The 17,546-nt window shown below is 61.8% G+C and carries 17 protein-coding genes, 2 tRNA genes and 2 pseudogenes; 9 read left to right on the forward strand and 12 right to left on the reverse strand.

What is annotated here, in order from left to right; all coding sequences use genetic code 11:
- Positions 1 to 4: 4 nt before the first annotated feature.
- The 8 genes from fliD to BMZ02_RS03885 form a co-directional block, all read right to left on the reverse strand.
- Complete coding sequence (gene fliD / locus BMZ02_RS03850; RefSeq protein WP_091640057.1) at positions 5 to 1,945, reverse strand: flagellar filament capping protein FliD; 1,941 nt, start codon at positions 1,943 to 1,945, stop codon at positions 5 to 7.
- A gap of 48 nt (positions 1,946 to 1,993) precedes the next feature.
- Positions 1,994 to 2,392 carry a flagellar protein FlaG gene (locus tag BMZ02_RS03855; RefSeq protein WP_091640059.1) on the reverse strand — a complete coding sequence of 133 codons (399 nt, stop codon included), beginning with the start codon at positions 2,390 to 2,392 and terminating at the stop codon, positions 1,994 to 1,996.
- An 89-nt stretch (positions 2,393 to 2,481) separates the two neighbouring features.
- Positions 2,482 to 3,867: a flagellin N-terminal helical domain-containing protein gene (locus BMZ02_RS03860; protein ID WP_091640060.1), complete on the reverse strand. Its 1,386-nt coding sequence runs from the start codon at positions 3,865 to 3,867 to the stop codon at positions 2,482 to 2,484.
- Positions 3,868 to 4,032: 165 nt separating this feature from the next.
- Positions 4,033 to 4,458 carry an NfeD family protein gene (locus BMZ02_RS03865; protein ID WP_091640062.1) on the reverse strand — a complete coding sequence of 142 codons (426 nt, stop codon included), beginning with the start codon at positions 4,456 to 4,458 and terminating at the stop codon, positions 4,033 to 4,035.
- Between the two features lie 29 nt (positions 4,459 to 4,487).
- Positions 4,488 to 5,261: an ADP-ribosylglycohydrolase family protein gene (locus BMZ02_RS03870; RefSeq protein WP_091640064.1), complete on the reverse strand. Its 774-nt coding sequence runs from the start codon at positions 5,259 to 5,261 to the stop codon at positions 4,488 to 4,490.
- A gap of 19 nt (positions 5,262 to 5,280) precedes the next feature.
- Positions 5,281 to 6,561, reverse strand: coding sequence for a glucose-1-phosphate adenylyltransferase (gene glgC, locus BMZ02_RS03875; protein WP_091640065.1), 1,281 nt, complete (start codon positions 6,559 to 6,561; stop codon positions 5,281 to 5,283).
- 77 nt (positions 6,562 to 6,638) lie between these two features.
- Positions 6,639 to 7,277: a TIGR04282 family arsenosugar biosynthesis glycosyltransferase gene (locus tag BMZ02_RS03880; RefSeq protein ID WP_091640067.1), complete on the reverse strand. Its 639-nt coding sequence runs from the start codon at positions 7,275 to 7,277 to the stop codon at positions 6,639 to 6,641.
- Positions 7,277 to 7,963 (reverse strand): TIGR04283 family arsenosugar biosynthesis glycosyltransferase, encoded by a 687-nt coding sequence (locus BMZ02_RS03885; protein WP_091640068.1) that lies wholly within the window; start codon positions 7,961 to 7,963, stop codon positions 7,277 to 7,279. Before BMZ02_RS03885 ends, BMZ02_RS03880 begins: the two co-directional genes overlap by 1 nt.
- A gap of 94 nt (positions 7,964 to 8,057) precedes the next feature.
- Here BMZ02_RS03885 and BMZ02_RS03890 point away from each other — a divergent pair.
- From BMZ02_RS03890 to BMZ02_RS03910, 6 genes and pseudogenes are all read left to right on the forward strand, one after another.
- Positions 8,058 to 8,133, forward strand: a tRNA-Ala gene (locus BMZ02_RS03890).
- Between the two features lie 183 nt (positions 8,134 to 8,316).
- Positions 8,317 to 9,177 carry a hypothetical protein gene (locus BMZ02_RS03895; RefSeq protein WP_091640070.1) on the forward strand — a complete coding sequence of 287 codons (861 nt, stop codon included), beginning with the start codon at positions 8,317 to 8,319 and terminating at the stop codon, positions 9,175 to 9,177.
- Positions 9,178 to 9,238: 61 nt separating this feature from the next.
- Positions 9,239 to 9,315: transfer RNA gene (locus BMZ02_RS03900), tRNA-Arg, on the forward strand.
- A gap of 300 nt (positions 9,316 to 9,615) precedes the next feature.
- Positions 9,616 to 9,720 (forward strand): annotated as a pseudogene (locus BMZ02_RS19340) (transposase); the annotation flags it as partial.
- A gap of 15 nt (positions 9,721 to 9,735) precedes the next feature.
- Positions 9,736 to 10,305: an IS1/IS1595 family N-terminal zinc-binding domain-containing protein gene (locus tag BMZ02_RS03905; protein ID WP_425425067.1), complete on the forward strand. Its 570-nt coding sequence runs from the start codon at positions 9,736 to 9,738 to the stop codon at positions 10,303 to 10,305.
- Between the two features lie 142 nt (positions 10,306 to 10,447).
- Complete coding sequence (locus BMZ02_RS03910; protein ID WP_091640074.1) at positions 10,448 to 11,371, forward strand: site-specific integrase; 924 nt, start codon at positions 10,448 to 10,450, stop codon at positions 11,369 to 11,371.
- A 448-nt stretch (positions 11,372 to 11,819) separates the two neighbouring features.
- Here BMZ02_RS03910 and BMZ02_RS03915 read toward each other — a convergent pair.
- Positions 11,820 to 12,809: pseudogene (locus BMZ02_RS03915) on the reverse strand (IS3 family transposase).
- A gap of 275 nt (positions 12,810 to 13,084) precedes the next feature.
- Between BMZ02_RS03915 and BMZ02_RS19345 the strand changes: the two are divergent.
- Positions 13,085 to 13,315: a hypothetical protein gene (locus tag BMZ02_RS19345; RefSeq protein ID WP_139209135.1), complete on the forward strand. Its 231-nt coding sequence runs from the start codon at positions 13,085 to 13,087 to the stop codon at positions 13,313 to 13,315.
- Between the two features lie 88 nt (positions 13,316 to 13,403).
- Here BMZ02_RS19345 and BMZ02_RS19350 read toward each other — a convergent pair whose 3' ends face one another.
- Positions 13,404 to 13,904, reverse strand: coding sequence for a transposase (locus BMZ02_RS19350; RefSeq protein WP_091640077.1), 501 nt, complete (start codon positions 13,902 to 13,904; stop codon positions 13,404 to 13,406).
- Positions 13,905 to 14,065: 161 nt separating this feature from the next.
- On the opposite strand from BMZ02_RS19350, the gene BMZ02_RS18705 reads away from it, so the two are divergent.
- The gene (locus BMZ02_RS18705; RefSeq protein WP_139209136.1) at positions 14,066 to 14,539 is read left to right on the forward strand and encodes a hypothetical protein; all 474 of its coding nucleotides are present in this window, start codon (positions 14,066 to 14,068) and stop codon (positions 14,537 to 14,539) included.
- A gap of 654 nt (positions 14,540 to 15,193) precedes the next feature.
- The gene (locus BMZ02_RS19355; RefSeq protein ID WP_091640079.1) at positions 15,194 to 15,382 is read left to right on the forward strand and encodes a helix-turn-helix transcriptional regulator; all 189 of its coding nucleotides are present in this window, start codon (positions 15,194 to 15,196) and stop codon (positions 15,380 to 15,382) included.
- A gap of 433 nt (positions 15,383 to 15,815) precedes the next feature.
- Here the strand turns inward: BMZ02_RS19355 and BMZ02_RS03935 are convergent, their stop codons facing one another.
- On the reverse strand, positions 15,816 to 16,145 hold the full coding sequence (locus BMZ02_RS03935) for a hypothetical protein (protein ID WP_091640080.1): 330 nt from the start codon (positions 16,143 to 16,145) through the stop codon (positions 15,816 to 15,818).
- Between the two features lie 116 nt (positions 16,146 to 16,261).
- Complete coding sequence (locus tag BMZ02_RS03940; protein ID WP_091640082.1) at positions 16,262 to 17,542, reverse strand: cytochrome-c peroxidase; 1,281 nt, start codon at positions 17,540 to 17,542, stop codon at positions 16,262 to 16,264.
- Between the last annotated feature and the right edge of the window lie 4 nt (positions 17,543 to 17,546).

Genomic DNA, 17,546 nt, shown 5'->3' on the forward strand with positions numbered 1-17,546 from the left:
TCCCTTAGAGGGAAACGCCACTCATGCCGCCGCCCGGCAGCTGCTGGCTGAGAAATTCACTGGTCTGCTGCAGCTCTGCAACCATGCGGTCCATGGCCGTGAACTGCTGAATGTAGCGGTCTTCCACGCGCGACATGCGCTGATCCAGTCGCGCGCGATCGTCTTCCAGGTCCGACAACCGGTTATTCAGCGAGCTCTCGCGCGAGGTAAGACTGCCCTCAGGCCCGATCAGCGCGTTGATGCGGTTGTCCAGGTCGGACATCAGACCGGTGGAGAAGGTGAGCACGCCAAGGTCGCCTACCTCCCCTTCATCCACCTGAACACTCAACCCATCGGCAACTCCCATGCTCCCGGTCAGCGTCCGCCCCGAGCCCTCGGCCTCAATCCCGCCGATGGTGCCGGCAACATCCTGGCCTTCGCCGGTCATGCCGACGGCAAGACCCAGCTGCTCCTGGAGCGTCGCTCCTGCTTCGGCGATTTCCACCGTTGAGGCAGAGCCGAACGCCTCGGACGCCATGGTGAACTCGCCGGTGTCCTCATCGAAGCCGACGGTGACCCCAACGCCGGCGTCATTGAGCTGGTCATCGCCATTGATGGCGGCCTGCAGCGCGCGGGCTAGATCGCTTCCGGAATCGAATTCCTCGGCAGGGAGACTGAGCAGGCCCGAGCGCACGCCGTCGATCTCCACGCGGATATCGTTGTCCCCGCCGGACAGGTCGAAGCCGTCACCGCTGAAAGCCACCTCACCCCGGGTCGCCGGCTCGGTCACGTTGACCGGATACCGCCCGGCCTCCGAGGCAGATCCGGCACCGTCAAACTCGAAACCTTCGCCGTCGACAATCCCCGTCTCGGCAAACAACGCGGTCACCGCTTCCGGGTCCTCCCGCACGGCGTCATCCAGACGCGACGCGTCCAGCTCCAGAGAGCCACTGCGCGTGGTCAGGATGCCGATATCCGCCATGGAGCGCACCGCACGGCCCTCCAGGGCCTCCACCGGCTCGGTGATGGCGCTCCTGAGCTGGGAGACGATACCGGTCACGGAGGACTCGCCATTCAGCGGCCCCGCCTCTTCCGTCTCCCGATCGTAATCGGTCAGTTCCGCGATGCCGCCCTGGAACGTGTTGAATGCCTCGACGAAACTCTCCACCTGGGACTGGATGCCGGCACTGTCGGTGGTGACGCTCACGGTGGCGGGGCTGTCGGTGACGGATTCCAGATCAAGCGTGATGTCATCCAGGACGTCATCCACCTCATTGCTGGACCGGGTCATGGTCAGCCCGTCGACGGTGAACTCGGCATCCTGGGCCGCCTGCAACTCGTCCAGAGCGCCGTCACCGTCCGGATCCAGCACCGCGGCGAGATCACCTTCCACATCCATGGTGAAGGCGCTGTCCGCGCCCTCGTCCTGGCCATTGAGCACCAGCCGCTGGCCGTTGCCATCGTTGATGATGGACGCCGACACCCCGGCGGTGGACCCGTTGATGGCGTCGCGGATGCCTTCAAGCGTCTGGTTGTCTTCATCGATGGTGATCGTGCTGACCCGGTCACCGGACGAGATGGTGATCTCGCCTGTGCCAAGGGGTTCATCCCGCTCTTCGATGTTGTCGACACTCAGCACAGACCGTTGTGCCCGGGCAAGCTGCTGAACATCGACCTCCCAGGAGCCGTCCTCGGCGTTGTCGCCGGCGGAGATGCCGACCGCCTCGCTGCTGGAGGAGGTATCGCGGCTGACGAAGCTGTCCGGATCCTGGAGCTCGGCCACAGTGGACTGGAAATCCCCCATCAGGCTCTGCACCTTGCCGAACGCAGAAATCTCCGTCTCGAGCCGCTCTTCCTGGCGGTCAATCCGGTTTTCGGCCGGTGCCCGCTCGGCAGCCACCAGATCGTCCACGATCTGGCGAATGTCGAGACCGGATCCTACACCCAGCGAGCTTACTGAAGACATTGCTCATCCCCTTGCACTGCTTGTCGGCGGCCACTCCGGACCGACGGTTCAGGCCTGGTCGTCGAACAGAATGCCCCGCATTTCCTCGATATTCTCAGCAATGGTGAGAATCTCTTCAGCGGGAATCTGCCGTATGACCTCGTCCGACCGGGACTCGAGGACTTTCACCACGGCCCTGCCGGTATCATCATCGACGCTGAACTCCAGATCGGTACGCACCAGCTGCACCGCTTCGTTGATCTGGTTGATCGCGCCCTGGACTTCATTTCTGGAGGCCGGATCCCCGGCCTGTACCTTGTTCTCGATCGCGCGGACAGCCTGCTCCAGCGGCCGCCCCTGTCGATCACCTGCCTTTTCCACGCTTGTACGGGTTACCGTGGGATCGCTCCCGCCACTGCTGCTGCCAGCGCTGGAGACCGACGGTACAAATCCGATTGACTCACTCATTGTTGTTCTCCTGACGGCTCACCTCGTGAGGCGCCTATCAGCGATTCCCGGGGCGAACCGCCCCGGGAACCGGACTGCCAACGAATCCCTTACTGCAGCAGAGACAGCGTGTTCTGCGGGATCTGGTTGGCCTGGGACAGCACCGAGGTGCCGGCCTGCTGCAGGATCTGACCACGGGTCAGGGCTGCAGTCTCTTCGGCGAAGTCCGCGTCCTGGATCCGGCTGCGGGCAGCGGTCAGGTTCTCGGAGCTCACGTCCAGGTTGGCGATGGTGGACTCGAAGCGGCTCTGCACCGCGCCGAGCTCACTCCGAGCACTGTTCACCTGGTTGAGGGCGGAGTCCATCACCTCGATGGTCTGCGTCGCCGACGCACGGGTGAGGACGTCGACGGAGTCGTTCAGGGTCCGGTCCTCGCCCTCGGGGATGTCGCCCTGGTCAACACCGAACAGCGCCTGGGCTGCGTCATCGTCGCCACCGATGTTGATCTCGCGACCCACATCGCCTTCCAGAACGATGCCGGCCTCGAAGGTCACGCCGTCGCTGAAGTCGCCGTCATCAAACACGTCGTCCGCCGCTTCAATGTCGATGGACGAGGAGGAGCTGGTCAGCACGAGACCATCATCGCCCATCGAGGCGCGAACGCCGCCGGTGCGCGAAGAGGCGTCATTAATGGCCTGCACCACTTCGTCATCATCAAGGCCGTCGATATTAATGGTGGAGCCGTTGATGGTGATGGACTCGTCATCGGTGTCGCCGATGTCGCCCAGCACGGCCTGCGTCTGGGAGTCCTGACGCGCGGTCACACCGGACTCGTTGGCCACCTGGTTCACCTGACCCACGACTTCGGCGATGCTGCTCACGTCCGAGACGTCGACATCAATACCGTTGATGGTCAGGGCGTCCTCGCCCAGATCACCCAGGGTGTCCCCAGCGTCCTCAACGGCAATGCCCTCGAGTACGCGGGCGCCAAGGCTGTCACCAGTGACATCGACGCCATCAGAGGTGATGGTCTGGTTGGCGTTCGCACCCACCTGGAAAACCAGCTCTTCCAGGGAACCGTCCAGAATGTTCTGGCCGTTGAACTCGGAGGACTCGGCGATACGGTTGACTTCCGAGATCAGCTCCTGCACCTCGTTGTCCAGCGCTTCGCGGTCGCCCGCGGAGTTGGTGTCGTTGGCGGACTGCACGGCCAGCTCGCGGATACGCTGCAGCGAGTTGCCGACCTCACCCAGGGCGCCTTCGGCGGTCTGGGCGAAGGAGATGCCGTCGCTGGCGTTGCGGCTGGCCTGGTTCAGACCGGTGATCTGAGCAGTGAACCGCTCGGAGATGGCAAGACCGGCGGCATCGTCAGCGGCGCTGTTGATGCGCAGACCGGAGGACAGGCGCTCCAGCGACACGCCCAGATCACTCTGGGAGTTCGACAGATTGCGCTGTGCGTTGATCGACGCAATGTTGGTGTTGATGATCTGAGACATGGTTTTAACCCCTACGTTGTCCCGATAGTGTCGTAGCCGGTTTTCCTTTGCAGCTCCGCAGTCGGTTCCGCCGGCTCACACGGGTTAACGGCCATATCGATCCGGACTTTAGGCTTGCCAGACACTTTTTTGTGAACCACTTCACAAAACCTCCCCGATACGGGGTCACCGGCTGCGCGTCTCCACCGGGCACACCACCAGCACCCGCCCTCGAGCGCCGCAGACCTGCACACGATTGCCGGCGGCAATTGCCGCCCCGGCACTACAGGCCCGCCAGAATTCGCCGCGAACCAGCACCAGGCCTGATTCGGCCACGTCGGTTCGTGCGGTACCGGTAGCACCAAGCAAACTCTCTGCCACATTCTGCTGGGCTGGCCGCATGAGAGCCGGACGATAAAGCGGATAGAGCGCAACGTCCTTGATCAGCCACACCAGAGCCACCCAGAACACGCTCTGGCCACCGAGCCAGCCCCAGCTGTGGACGATATAGAGAACGGACCCGAGCAGGAGCCACCCCGGCACCTGCAGCAGGGTGTAACGGGTCAGCGGGTGCTGGAGGAATGAAGGCTGGCCGGGGCGCTTGCTGCTCATGGGGCGGTCACCCGGCGCGGTTCCCGGGCTCAGGCACGCAGGGCCACTTCCCCGCGGAACCGCGCAATAACATCCTTCATGTCGTCCGGGAGTTTCTTCAGCACGGTCTGCGCCATGGTGTCCGGCACACCCCAGGCGGCTTCCGCGATGGAGCCGGCGATGGCGGCCTGGGTGTCGGCGTCGCCACCGAGGGAGATGGCGTTGCGCACCGCCCCCTCGACACTGTCCGCCTCGAGAAAGGCGATCAGCGCCTCCGGCACCGACCCCTGGCAGGTGACGTCGAATCCGTACTCGGGCCGGATCGCATCCAGGGAGCGGTCCAGCGCATACCCGCTCTCCTCCGCCACGCGCGAGCGGATTTCATCCTGGGTGGCGCCGGTGCGCGCGAGGAAGATCGCGAGTGCCGTGGCACGGGCTCCCCGCACTCCCTCCTCGTGGTCATGGGTGCAGGCGGCGCTGCGCTCGGCCTGCTCCAGCACCGTGGCCTCGTCGCTGAACCACCAGGCAATCGGGCTCACGCGCATGGCGGATCCGTTGCCGAAGCTGTTGTAAGGCTCCGCGTCGGCGGACATGAACCAGCGGGCGAAACGGATCCCGTAGCCGCGGGTGGGAAACCGCCTGGCCCAGCGGCGCATGGCCGAGGCGTAGGACTCGTCATCCAGCAGCGCGTCGGCAATGGCCACGGTCAGCACGGTGTCGTCGGTAAAGGCGCATTCGTGGTGGAACAGCGGAAAGTCCGTACGCTTGACGGGCCAGTGCTCGTAGACGGAGCCGATGACATCGCCGGTGATCGCTCCAAGCATGGCGCTCCTCCGCAGCCGCTCAACGTACGTGGTTGACGTCCTGCCCCAGCATCTCCGCCGTGACCAGCACGATGCCCCGGGGCGAGACGTGATAGTAGCGCCGATCCTGCTCGGGGTAATGGCCGATGACCGTGTCGTCCGGGATGCGGCAGCCCTCGTCGATCACGGCGTTGCGGATACGGCAGTTCCGGCCGACACTCACCGCCGGAAGAATGACGGAGTCCTCGACCACGGAGTTGGCCTCCACCACCACCTGCGAGAACAGCAGCGAGTGACGGACCACCGCACCGTTGATGATGTCACCGCCCGAGACCATGGAGTCCACGGCCATGCCGGGCACCTGCTCGCCGGCCACCGTGCCGGTGGTGAACTTGGCAGGGGGCAGCTGCGCCTGGTAGGTCCAGATGGGCCAGTTCTCGTCGTAGATGTCCAGCTCCGGGCTCGAGCCGATCAGCTCCTGGTTGGCCTCGTAGAAGGCATCCACCGTGCCCACGTCACGCCAGTAGGGCTGCTGGTCGGTCTGGGGGTCGCGGAACGGATGGGCCACGACCCGCGCATCGTGAATCGCAGTGGGGATGACGTCCCGCCCGAAATCCCGGGTGGACGCGGGGTTCTCGGCATCCTCGCGCAGGACCTGTTCGAGGAAGTCGCGGTTGAACACGTAGATGCCCATGGAGACCAGCGCCGTGGCATCATCCCCCGGCACCGGCTCGGGGCTTTCCGGCTTCTCGGTGAACGCCAGCACCTGCCCGTGCTCGTCCACGCTCATGACGCCGAACGCGCGCGCCTTCTCCAGCGGCGTCTCGACGCAGCCCACGGTCATGTCCGCGCCGGACTCCACATGGCGCGCGATCATGGGGCCGTAGTCCATCTTGTAGACGTGGTCGCCGGCCAGCACCAGGACGTACTCCGGGTTGTGCGCCTTGACAATATCCAGGCTCTGATAGACAGCATCGGCGGTGCCGGCGTACCACAGGGGGCGATCCAGCCGCTGCTGGGCCGGCACCAGCTCCACGAACTCGCCGAATTCCCCGCGCAGAAACCCCCAGCCGCGCTGGACGTGCTGAATCAGCGAGTGCGCCTTGTACTGGGTCAGGACCTGGATGCGGCGGATGCCGGAGTTGATGCAGTTCGACAGGGGGAAGTCGATGAGACGAAACTTGCCGCCGAACGGCACGGCCGGTTTGGTCCGCCAGTCCGTGAGGTTGGCGAGGCGGCCACCACGCCCGCCGGCCAGAATCATGGCCAGGGTGTCCCGGGTGAGACGGCTGACGAAGCGGGGGTTGCGTTCCAGAAACATCCGGCGTCCTCAAGATCCCATTGGCGCCCTCGGGCAAGCGGAGCGCTCAGGATAATGGCTGCCGTGGCCGCTCACAATCACCACATCCGCAGAACGCCGGCCTGGCGCAGATGATGAACGTCAGCAGGGTGATCCACATCGCTGACGGGCGCGAGCCGGGTACTGCGCCACCCGAGGCGGCGCAGTCGGCGGTTTGTCTCGCCCATGACGGCACTGCTCCCCCAGGGCACATTCGTGAACAGTGCAGGGTCCACTGCGCGCAGACCGATCAGCGCGTATCCGCCATCGTGCGCCGGCACGAATACGGCATCATCACCCGCCGCCAGGCGCTCGAATGCAGCGCGAATGGCGCCGGGACCGAGCGCGGCGCAGTCGGCACCGACGATCACGGCGTAAGGGGCCCTGCGGAGTGTTTCCCGGAAGGCACCCTGCATCCGCTCGCCAAGCCCGCCCGCAGGTTGTGCGCGCAGGCGGGCCTCCGCTTCCCTCGCCCGGGCGCGCACCCAGGGGTGGCCGCACCCCGGCGCGCACCAGATCTCCACCGGAGCGACCCGACTGGCGACGGCAACACCCAGGGTCTGACGAAACAACTGCTGGTAGATCCGGAGCGCACCACGGCGTCCCCATGTCGACTGCAGGCGCGTCTTCACGCGACCACGCACCGGCGCCCTGGCGAACAGGAGCAGCCGCCCGTCGGGGAACAGCCAGTCCGCCATCAGGGCTGCGCTCCGTAATAGCGCTCATGCAGACGGGCCGGATCGGCGCCCAGGAAGTAGGCCAGCCGCAGACGCCACATCAACAGCACGGTACGCACAATGCCGTGCTCCTGCCAGCGACGGGCCGAGGTATGGAGTTGCAGCGGCAGACACACGGGCAGCTGGCGCTGACGGAGGGCCTGGGACAACGCCACATCCTCCATGAGCGGCACCGACGGGAAGCCGCCGACACCGTCAAAAAGCCGCCGCGAGGCAAATAGCCCCTGGTCGCCGGTGGCGATGCCGGTCAGCCGGGAACGCCAGGTCATGGCCGTGCCGATGACGCGGAACGCGGCGCCTGGTGCGCTGAGCCTGACCTGGAAAAACCCCCAGACGCGGCGCCCGCCGGAGCAGGCGTCGACAAGGGCCTCGATCGCGCCGTCCGGCGCGCGGGTGTCGGCATGGAGAAACCAGTAGAGATCACCGGAAGCGAGCTCGGCACCGCGATTCATCTGGGCCGCCCGACCGCGCGGGCCCTCAACCACACGATCCGCGAGCCGCGCGGCGATTTCCGGAGTGCCATCGCTGCTGCCGCCGTCCACCACGACAATCTCGTGCCCCGCTGCCCGTGCCGGCTGCAACGGTGCCAGTGTGTCGGCGATGCCCGCCGCCTCATCGAGTACCGGAATGATCACGCTGATTCGCATACCCGCATAGTAGGCAGGAATGCCGACGGGCGGAAGCCGGATTTCCCGGGCTTGGTCCAGCCGCCAGGCGATGGTATATTAAGCACCGTTTTTCGGGGCCGTAGCTCAGTTGGGAGAGCGCGACATTCGCATTGTCGAGGTCAGCGGTTCGATTCCGCTCGGCTCCACCAGACAAGGCCACGCCAGTGGCCCGAACCCGCACCGCCTTCGCGTTGCGGGTTTTTTTTCGCCCGGGGTTTCGGTTTCCTCGTTCGGTTTTGTGACCGGTGTCAGGTTTGGTGGACCCGGCTTTGCCTGCCGTCCACCCCCGTGGCACCCTGAACGAACGTAAAGCGAACACCCGGGTGCGACCGATGGGCGAAGCGTTAACACCGCCCGCGAGCAGCAACGGCAAGCTCAGCGAGACCCACCAGGCCCTGTTTCAGGAGCTCCAGCACCTGGCATCACCCTGGCAGGGACTGCTGATCTACCAGATGCCCTGGCCCGGGCGCGCCGTCAGCCTGGCACCACAGCACCTGGGTGAACTGGGTGCCGTGTTGCGGCAACGCGCCGGGCCGCTACGTCATCTCAGCGAGAGCGGCCTGCATTCCATCGTTGCTGCGGAAACGGCGGAAGCCGGCTATCCCGCCTGCAGGATCCGCCGCATACCGACAGCCGGCCATGACGCCGTGCTCCTGATTCTGGTCTCCCCCGATCAAGACACCCCGCCTCCGGACGAAACGCCATTCAGCACACTCGAGAAACGCATCGCCGAGGCGCCGACACCGCCCCACCCCGATCGCCTGGCGCTTGAGCGTGCCGGCCTGGACGTGGAAACCGGACTCCCGGATCACGATGGCTTCTGCCGCGTCCTCCAGGCGATGCTCAGCGACCTGGACGCCGATAACCAGGCTGTGCTCCTTGGGGTTGTGAACCTGGCGTCGGAACGCGACCCGCGCCCATCCGCCCGCGTCCTGAACGAGGTGGCCCACCGACTGATCCGCCAGCTGGGACAGCGGAGCCGGGTGGGGCGCGTCGGGCCAAGCACCCTCGGTGCCGCCGTCACCGCCGCCCCCCGGGAGGGCGAAGAGGAGATGGTGAGACGGGTCAGGGGCATCATCCCCTACCTGCCGGACACGTGGACCCGCCCCGCAATCGGCGGGATACAGCTGCGCCGCTCCGATCTGGAACAGCCCGGGATGCGCCTGCAGCAGGCCATGGATCGCACCGGCTGAACCCGCCTACAAGGCCGCGGGTTCAGCCCGCCGCCCGCCTCCGCTATACTGCGCAGCCCAAGCCCCGGTAGCTCAGTCGGATAGAGCAACCGCCTCCTAAGCGGTAGGTCGCAGGTTCGAATCCTGCCCGGGGCGCCATCAGCCCTTCCTAGGCTTTCCGAAACAGTCCAAGAAAGATGTCCAGTGTTGTGGTGCGCTTGCCAGTTGTTGGCGTCGGCACGACTGAACGAACTGACCGGGAAGACAGATGCAACGGTCCTCGTTTTCGGGTGTGGTGAAGTTCTGGGTGGCGCTGCCCGTCTGGGCAGTTTTCTTCACTCTGAGCGCGAATGCCGCGGCAGCCGACTGGCTGGATGTGGAGGTTCGACGCCTTGCTTCCGACGAGACTTTCAACCTCCGGCATGTGATCGGTGATGGACCGGCGCTGACAAGTTCAAGGTTGAGGCCGTCGAGCTCGCGCTGCAAGCTGACGTCCAGCCCCAGGCCATGGCTGCACGACTAGGCATCCACCCGTTCATGCTGTCACGCTGGAAGAAGGAATACCGCAAGGGTCGATTCATGGCAAAGCCTCCCAAGGGCAGCGACGCGGAAGCCGCGAGGTCACCTGTGTGCGCCGCCTGCGACAGCCAGCGAGTGGTACGCAATGGTCGGCGTCCCGGGCTTCAGCGCTGGCTGTGCCGGGATTGTGGAAAGACATCGAACGCCACCAGCGGCACGCCGTTATCCCGGCTGCGCGGCAAGGAACTGTTCGCTGCTTACGCCGAGTGCATGCGGCGCGGGATGACCATCCGGGCGACGGCGCGTGAACTCGGTGTGACCATCGACAACGCGTTCCGCTGGCGTCGCCGCTTTCTGGAAAACGCGGTCAACCACCAGCCTGAAAAAGGCTGTGGCCTGCTGGACGTCGGCGAGACCTACTTCCGGCGCTCCCAGAAAGGTTCGCGCAAGATGGCGCGTGCGCCGCGCCGGTATGGCGGCGGGCAAGGCTGCGGCGGCCACATCTGCGAGGGCGGCTTCCATGTACAGAACGTAAACAACTCCACGGCCGCCTCCAGAGCTGGATTCTCCACCGCCTTCGTAGCGTTGCCACGAAGTATCTGCCGAACTACTTGGACTGGGTGCGGTTAACCAACTGGAAACATCAGGGCATCGACGCGGACGAAATTGTCACTTCGGCAATGGGACGACAGACGATCAACCTGTAAGTTGAACAGAGCCTATATTTTTTATTGACTTTGTCGAAATAGAAGAAGTCTCAGGACTCTATGCTATGTCATCAAATGACCAAAAAACTGCCAACGGCGATGGAATTAACTGGGATCAGCACGCTTGGCTGACACTGATTCGCGAACATGACATCAAGAATATCCTGGCTCATCTCGAAGACAATGACGATAAGCAGGCGCACGCTGCTGTCACCATGTGCATGTTAACCGGCGCAAGGTTATCTGAGATTCCAGAGATTACAGTCACCGACTGTGATGAAATCGTCATTCCAACGCACGATGATCAATCCGAAGATGCCTCCACACGGAGGATACGACTGATTGGCGAGCCGTTGAGACAGGCCAAGGAAGCGCTCCCAAACCTACCTTCACCAAGCGATATTCAAGGCGTCGAAAAGCGCCTGGGAGAATTGACCGAAGTCCTTGTCGCCCGTCGCAAGTTCAAGCCAACATTTGCGGCGATGCGCCATCATGTCGGCTCAGAGCTTCTTGAAAGCAGACTCGACAAAGACGATATCGCCTACATTATGGGCCATCAATCCGCTGATGGACTGGAGGAATACGAGCAGTCTCAGTCAAAGTCAAATGCAAAAGTTCCCTATATTGAGCCTGCCCACAAGGAGCCCACCGGAAACAAAGGGTGGGCTAATAAAAAAGACTCAGCACCACCACCTCGCCCGACTTTCAACCAACAAAGTGACGAGTATCAGTCATTCATAGAAAGTGCGCATGGATTCGGCTTCGGTGCATACCTTTTGTGCTTCGGAATGGCAATCGCAGTCACTTCTTTTCTTTTCTATTTCTTTATTTTTTTGAGTGTGATCGATGGCCTTTTCTGGAAAATTGCCGCCATTGCTGCCCTATCCCCTTTATGGGTCACTGCCTTGGGATATATAGCCTGGTTTCTCTGGATATCAATCGAGTTTCTTGTCGTCTTCGTTTATAAAGAGATACGGCTTTTTATATAAACACGACTGACAAACAAGGAAGGTGCGAATATCGTCGCCAGGGAAGACGGATCCGGACGTTCGCCTTCACCATCTCGGTGGGTACAGCCAGCCCTACCAGGTGCGCGGGTAGGTGATGTCGGTGACCCCGGCCTGATCCGGGCGCTCAACGGTAAAGCCCCGATTGAGCGTGTTCGGTGCGAGGATCGACGGTTTGACGGGCATGGCTATAGTCGCTCGAGAACGCCCGTCCGGATGTATTGGACATTTGTTCGATCACTTCTATAAATCCCTTCAGGCAAATGACTCCGAAGTGCCGGCAAGACATGGACGCGGCGGCGTATCACGTCACGGAGGCGGAATAGGAGTCGAAATCATGCATGGTGATTATCCGTAGCCTTCCCCGCCAAGTAGACAGTGAGTTCCTGGAGCCACTGGCCTTTTGAGGTCCCCCCGGATATCTGACCGGTCAAAAGTCGAGAATTCCGGCTTGTGAGTGGTCTCGTTGGAACTCCTCCGGAGTGCAATCTCCCAAGGAGCTGTGCGGGCGATCACAGTTGTATTCGCGCCGCCAAGCCTCGATCTTCTCTCGGGCGTCTTCCAGGCTGAGAAACCAGTGAACATTCAGGCACTCGTCCCGGAAGCTGCCGTTGAACGATTCGATGAACGGATTATTCTTTTTTTCAGGGCCTTGAGAAGTCCAAGCCAACCCCGTTCTCTTACGCCCACTTGTCGAACGTACGCGATATGAACGCGCTGCCGTTATCGACGTGAATGCGCTACGGGCAGCCACGCGTCAGACGGAGCCGCTCCATCGCGACAACAACGTCCTCGCCACGCAGGCGCGGTCGACGTCGATGCCAAGGGCTTCGCGACTAAAATGATCGACTACAGTTAACGCCCCGGATTCGGCGCCCCTTGAACAGCTCGTCGGAGACGAAGTCCACGGCCCAGGCCTGGTTCACTGCGGTGACCTCGGGCTTCGCCTCGCGATGGATCGCAGCCACCCTTCGGCGCGGGGATGTGCTTTGTAGTAGTACAACGCTCAAGCCAGCCGCATGAGCGCAGTCGCCAGCCGCACGCTCACGCGGTAGCGCTCCACCATCCAGCCCGCCAGAGCCCGTCGTCGGGCGGGCTTCAGAGTTTTTCGCAGCACCTCCTGGCGCATCTCCTTGTCCAGGGTGAGATCGGCGACAACGCCCTTGAGGCGCCGGGTCTCGCCTTTAAAATGCTTGAGCCGACGCACCTCCGGCGCGCCCAGGCCGGCGAACTTCTTCTGCCCGTTGCAGAGCGTGGCCTCGGAGATCCCCACCTTGCGACAGACCTCCGTCGCCGCCGTGCTGATCTCGACGTGCTTGATCGCAAGCGCACTCTGCTCAAGGGTGAGCTTCGATTTCTTCTTCGCGCGTCCTCTCCCCCAAGGATTCTTGCTCGCAGCGGATTCCTCTACATACGCCATCGGCCAGTTTCGCGGAGGGAGGTCAATAGAATCCGTTGCGGGCAACGCTGAGCACACGACGCATCTCGGCCACCCGTTACGCGTCGTGGTGGTCACCGGATGAACCGGTACTTCACTTGGGGTTCTTGGCAAAGTACCGAGCGGCTTTCCTCAACAACATGAGGACTTTAGCGAGTAGACGTGTAACGCCCCGAATGTGACGGTGATCTATAATAAGCTCTCTTGGCAATGCTCCGGTAGCGGACTTTGCGGTGCCCCAAGAGGTTCTTGACGACATGGAAGGAATGCTCGCCACGCGCCGGGACTCTAACTTTCACCTTCTCGGTGGCATAACGCAGCCAGTCGACGGCGCTATTTGCGAGCATCCGGCGCTGGCCGCGCTTCATGGCAATGTGCCAGTCAACAACGGCGTTCGCGGTCTCGGCGCACTTATCGGCGTCCTGGTAGCCCAAGCCGCCAAACACGTCATCCTCTTCACCGTGGAACACGGTGATGTGTCTGGGTGACGTCCGCCACGTTGGCCGCCGCCCACTTCAACGAGGGAACGAGGCAGGTGTGGACATCGCTTCCCACTTGCGCCTTCATGCCAAGGTCTTATTGATTGCCCTTCTTGGTCTCGTGCATTTCCGGATCCCGGGCCCGATCGCGGCTCTTCGTCAGCGGCGGCGCGACAATAAGCATGGCGTCCACGACGGTGCCTTTGCGCAGCATCAGGCCCTGTTCAGCCAGGTGCGCGCTGATCACCTCGAAGATGGCGCGGGTGAGCCCATTGGACTTAAGCAGCATGGTCGCGTCCGGGGCACATTCCCGAGCAAGGTCGATGCCGGCAAACTGCCGGGTTGCCTGGCGGTCATCGGTGGTGTCTTCGATGCCTTCGTCAGAGACCCCAAAGCACTGCTGTGCAATATGCATGCGCAGCATGCGCTCGAGGCCGATCACTGGCCGATCGCGCTTGCCGCTCTTCGGGTAGAAGGCTTCGAGCTCAGCGACCAGTGCCGTCCACGGCACGACAGCGTTGATCCACTTGAGGAAACGCTCGCGCCGGGTGACGTTTTGCTTCCCGGCATACTCAAGATCAGAGAGACTTTTCTGCACCGGCCTCTGACTCGCTCCTGCGCACCAGCGCGTAGCATCTCAACTCAGGCCCGCCCTTGGCACGCCCGCGAACGAATAAATCAGCATTTCCCTGCCGCTGCAACAGCCGCTACCGATAGCTTGCGATACCGCACTCTTCCAAGTTCAGAGGAGATAACACCATGTCACTAGAGATTCTTTCAATACTAACTCAAGGCGCTGATTTAATAGCAAAAATCCGGGAAATTGAGGTTATAAATCGATTCCACAAGCTAGCGGATAACTTAGAAGCGGAGGCAAGCAAAAGGGCTTTCAGAGAAGTGTTGATTGGTTTTGACCATATGGCGACAGCGAATCAATGTGAAGATTTTGAATCGCAAGTTGACGAAATGCGTATGGCAAGAACGCGTTTCATGCAATGCACACACCTTGACCCGAACGGGGAGCAGATTTTACTCGATTCAAATGGCGGCACGACAAGGATCCCCAACAGTTTTATTATCGCAGCTGGTTATTTTGGTAACTTCGTTTACTTTTCAGCAAGAAAAGAAAGAGCAGTCGCTATTCTTCAAGCGTATTTGTGTGGCGCCTCACAGCCAGAAGAATGTGTTAAGATTTTTTCAATGAAGACTATGAAAAACATTTTGACGAACTAGAGGTTTACAAAAGAAATAACATATCGATTCTCGAGAGCGCGGCAAACATTCCGAAAGGGCCCCTTGGGTATATATCCAAAGAAGACTTAATCAGAGCGAGAAAATACTCGGCAGAATGTTTCGGGGAAGAATTTTATACTCTCGATGAGATTCAAGATAAAAAAGATATTATATGTGATCGCATCTCGGACTACTCTCGAAAGCAGATCAGAATGGCAACGGAAAGTAGGGGTAACTTTGCGAGAAGTTTGCCAAGTGCTTTAGGGGAGTTGCTGGTTCTGGATAATTCGTCCGGTGGGAAGAAGGAATTAATCTGATTGCTTCTTCACCGACGTCACCACCAGTTAGCGCAGTCCGGACTGCCGTTCTGACGGTACGCTGTCGCAGCGCTACTACTGAACGGAAACTCGTTTCATTACCGCGAATCCCGTAACCTGTCCACCCTGACGAGCCGAGATACAGTTGGTTTACTGCGAGCGAAGCTGAGATCTCGGACCCAAACTGCACATTCCGCAATAAATCTGTCGCTGACGGCGGTCGTGTTGCAGGTTTTCACGGTTGCAAAGCGGGACAATAGTCCTCGTGCCTAAGGACACGCTCCCCGCAGGGCATCGTTCAAGGCCAACTGACAATCTGCGCAAGGAGAATCCGTAAATGACCGATCACTACTGCGACCGCCTCCTCGCTCGCCGTGAGGTAGAACACTTGACAGGGCTCCCAAGGTCGACACTTTACGAACGCCTACGCGAAGGCGCGTTCCCAGAAGCCGTCTCTGTCGGCCCCCGGGCGGTCCGGTGGCGGCTTAGCGACGTAAGGGAATGGATCGAGAGTCGACGCCCGTGATGCACGCATCATCGGCGCAGCGGTCCTCACACATCCAAGGCACCACGTGAACGTGCCTTGGATGTGACGTCCTGCCGTTACTCTGTAACTCTTCCTTCACTCCACGTTAGTCTAACGGTTCAATCCAGCCCAAGGCGGGCCCGGCTAAGAACTTAGTCGTGTCATCGATGCAGGCCAAAGCACTTGGGGAGCAAGAGGCTGCGCGATCAAGTAAGCACGTGTGCAATTCATACTGAACGATCCGGGGGTACTTGCGGGGGTACCCCTTAGATTCTATGACATTGTTTCATTGGCAAGACAGCTTCTTAGGCGACTTATTTGACGCCTGCCCCGGGGCGCCAGATTCCAGTATTACCCCCGAGGCATGCGACCGAACGTCGCGCGTGCCCACGGCGCACTTGAGCCTGCAATATTGAACAGTCAGGTCCGATCTCTAATACCTGCACCAATCGCCGAGGGGCCGATTTTCCAGGGACAGGGCGTTGGTGGCATCGATCTCAAACAATCGGCACGCATCCCGTCTCGGCACTGGATCCGTGTAGGCAACCTGCCCCTCACTCCTGCAGGCCTGGTTGACTTCATCAAGAAACCAATCCTTTAGCGCCGCATCATCGAGAACCTCCGCGTGCCGTTCGTGATCGTCGATCCAGTGGCGACAATCGATCACCAGGTTCGCGTCGGTCTCCGGAACGGGCTGCCCCACGAGGTTCAGCGGGATCAGCCAAAGGCCCACGAGCAAGCCGACAACGCGGAGTTTAATCATGACAAACGCTCCCTATGTACTCGGTTATGGTGTGTCAACCTCATAACCAGCTCGATTGAGGCGGCGCCGGTGGATCCCATTGGCGCCGCCTGTCGCGGCTCACGTCGGGCCGAACCCTATTCCGGGCGGTCCTCCGGTGGCCCTATACGGCGCGGACGGGTCGAGATCGACTCCAGGAACGCAATAATCTCGTCGAGCTCCGCCTGAGTAAGCCTGAGTGGCTGTAGGCGACGCGAGGTCTCCGGAAATAACGGGTGATCGGCAACATGCTCGCGTGGCTGCGGATGCGCCCCACCGGCGTTGTACAGGTTCAGCACCGCCTCCAGGCTGGTGAACAACCCGTTGTGCATCCAGGGGCCGCGCTCGGTCACGTCCCGCAGGGAAGGGGTCCGGAACGCACCAACGTCTTCCGGTTCACCGGTGACGTTGTACCGGCCTCGGTCCTCGTGTGTCCGGCCGAAGAAGTGAAGACCCAGGTTATGGAAGGCCTGATCGGACATGAGAGCGCCGCTGTGGCAGTTCATACAGCGCGCCTTGGTCCGGAACGTGTGCAGGCCGCGAATCTCGTCGTCGTTCAGCCGGTCCGGTTGGTCATCGAGGAACCGGTCGAAATCGCTCGTCCGGCTCGTGATGGAGCGTACGAACGTCGCCAGAGCCTTGGCGATTCGCTCGGGCGAGACATGTGGATCGCCGAAGGCTGCCTCGAATCGCCCGGCGTAACCGGTGATACGCCCGATGCGGGCGGCCGCCTCGTGTCGATCCGCGTTCATTTCCCTCGGGTCCTCCAGCGCCAGCAACGCCTGCTCCTCCAGACTGTCCGCCCGACCATCCCAGAGCAGAGCTTCCTGGTAGCCTGCATTGAGCAATGACATGGAGTTACGATCTCCTGTCCGACGGTCGTGGCCGAAAGGGACGCGGCGACCGTCGGACCAACCGAGGTCGGCATCATGGCAGCTGGCGCAGGCCAGCTGTTCGGAGCGCGAAAGGCGTGGATCGAAGAAGAGATGCCGCCCGAGCTCCTCCTTCTCCGCGGTCGGGGGGTTATCCTCTGGATAGGGCATGGCGGGTAGATGGCCCAGTTCGGGGGCGATGACACCCTTGGCCAGTTGCGGCCGCGGCCAGCATGCGCGAGGTTGGCTGTACACGATACGAAGCTCATCCGCTGAGGCACCATCCGGCACGGGCAGGCAATGATGCTGCCAGATACGCAGCGGGTGACGCCCCGGGGCGACGTCCTGCCATGCGATCCCGTTGATTTGATCCGGGGCATGGCCGTCATACCCCGATCCCTGCGGCGGCAGCACAGCGCTGGCAATGGAGATCACGGCCCCTAGTACGCACAGCGCCACCGCGACCCGTGCCGCGACGCTGCGACGCCGCGCACGCTGATCGGCCATCGAC

The sequence above is a fragment of the Aquisalimonas asiatica genome (assembly GCF_900110585.1).
GTDB lineage: Bacteria > Pseudomonadota > Gammaproteobacteria > Nitrococcales > Aquisalimonadaceae > Aquisalimonas > Aquisalimonas asiatica.

Bases quoted from the DNA above. Each gene is read 5' to 3' on its own strand.
- BMZ02_RS19355 (WP_091640079.1), top strand. From the start codon at position 15,194: ATGACCGATCACTACTGCGACCGCCTCCTCGCTCGCCGTGAGGTAGAA.
- BMZ02_RS03895 (WP_091640070.1), top strand. From the start codon at position 8,317: ATGGGCGAAGCGTTAACACCGCCCGCGAGCAGCAACGGCAAGCTCAGC.
- BMZ02_RS03870 (WP_091640064.1), bottom strand. From the start codon at position 5,261: ATGCTTGGAGCGATCACCGGCGATGTCATCGGCTCCGTCTACGAGCAC.
- BMZ02_RS03905 (WP_425425067.1), top strand. From the start codon at position 9,736: ATGGCAAAGCCTCCCAAGGGCAGCGACGCGGAAGCCGCGAGGTCACCT.
- BMZ02_RS03855 (WP_091640059.1), bottom strand. From the start codon at position 2,392: ATGAGTGAGTCAATCGGATTTGTACCGTCGGTCTCCAGCGCTGGCAGC.
- BMZ02_RS19345 (WP_139209135.1), top strand. From the start codon at position 13,085: ATGGAAGGAATGCTCGCCACGCGCCGGGACTCTAACTTTCACCTTCTC.
- glgC (WP_091640065.1), bottom strand. From the start codon at position 6,561: ATGTTTCTGGAACGCAACCCCCGCTTCGTCAGCCGTCTCACCCGGGAC.
- BMZ02_RS03940 (WP_091640082.1), bottom strand. From the start codon at position 17,542: ATGGCCGATCAGCGTGCGCGGCGTCGCAGCGTCGCGGCACGGGTCGCG.
- fliD (WP_091640057.1), bottom strand. From the start codon at position 1,945: ATGTCTTCAGTAAGCTCGCTGGGTGTAGGATCCGGTCTCGACATTCGC.
- BMZ02_RS18705 (WP_139209136.1), top strand. From the start codon at position 14,066: ATGTCACTAGAGATTCTTTCAATACTAACTCAAGGCGCTGATTTAATA.
- BMZ02_RS03880 (WP_091640067.1), bottom strand. From the start codon at position 7,277: ATGGCGGACTGGCTGTTCCCCGACGGGCGGCTGCTCCTGTTCGCCAGG.
- BMZ02_RS03935 (WP_091640080.1), bottom strand. From the start codon at position 16,145: ATGATTAAACTCCGCGTTGTCGGCTTGCTCGTGGGCCTTTGGCTGATC.
- BMZ02_RS03860 (WP_091640060.1), bottom strand. From the start codon at position 3,867: ATGTCTCAGATCATCAACACCAACATTGCGTCGATCAACGCACAGCGC.
- BMZ02_RS03910 (WP_091640074.1), top strand. From the start codon at position 10,448: ATGTCATCAAATGACCAAAAAACTGCCAACGGCGATGGAATTAACTGG.
- BMZ02_RS03865 (WP_091640062.1), bottom strand. From the start codon at position 4,458: ATGAGCAGCAAGCGCCCCGGCCAGCCTTCATTCCTCCAGCACCCGCTG.
- BMZ02_RS03885 (WP_091640068.1), bottom strand. From the start codon at position 7,963: ATGCGAATCAGCGTGATCATTCCGGTACTCGATGAGGCGGCGGGCATC.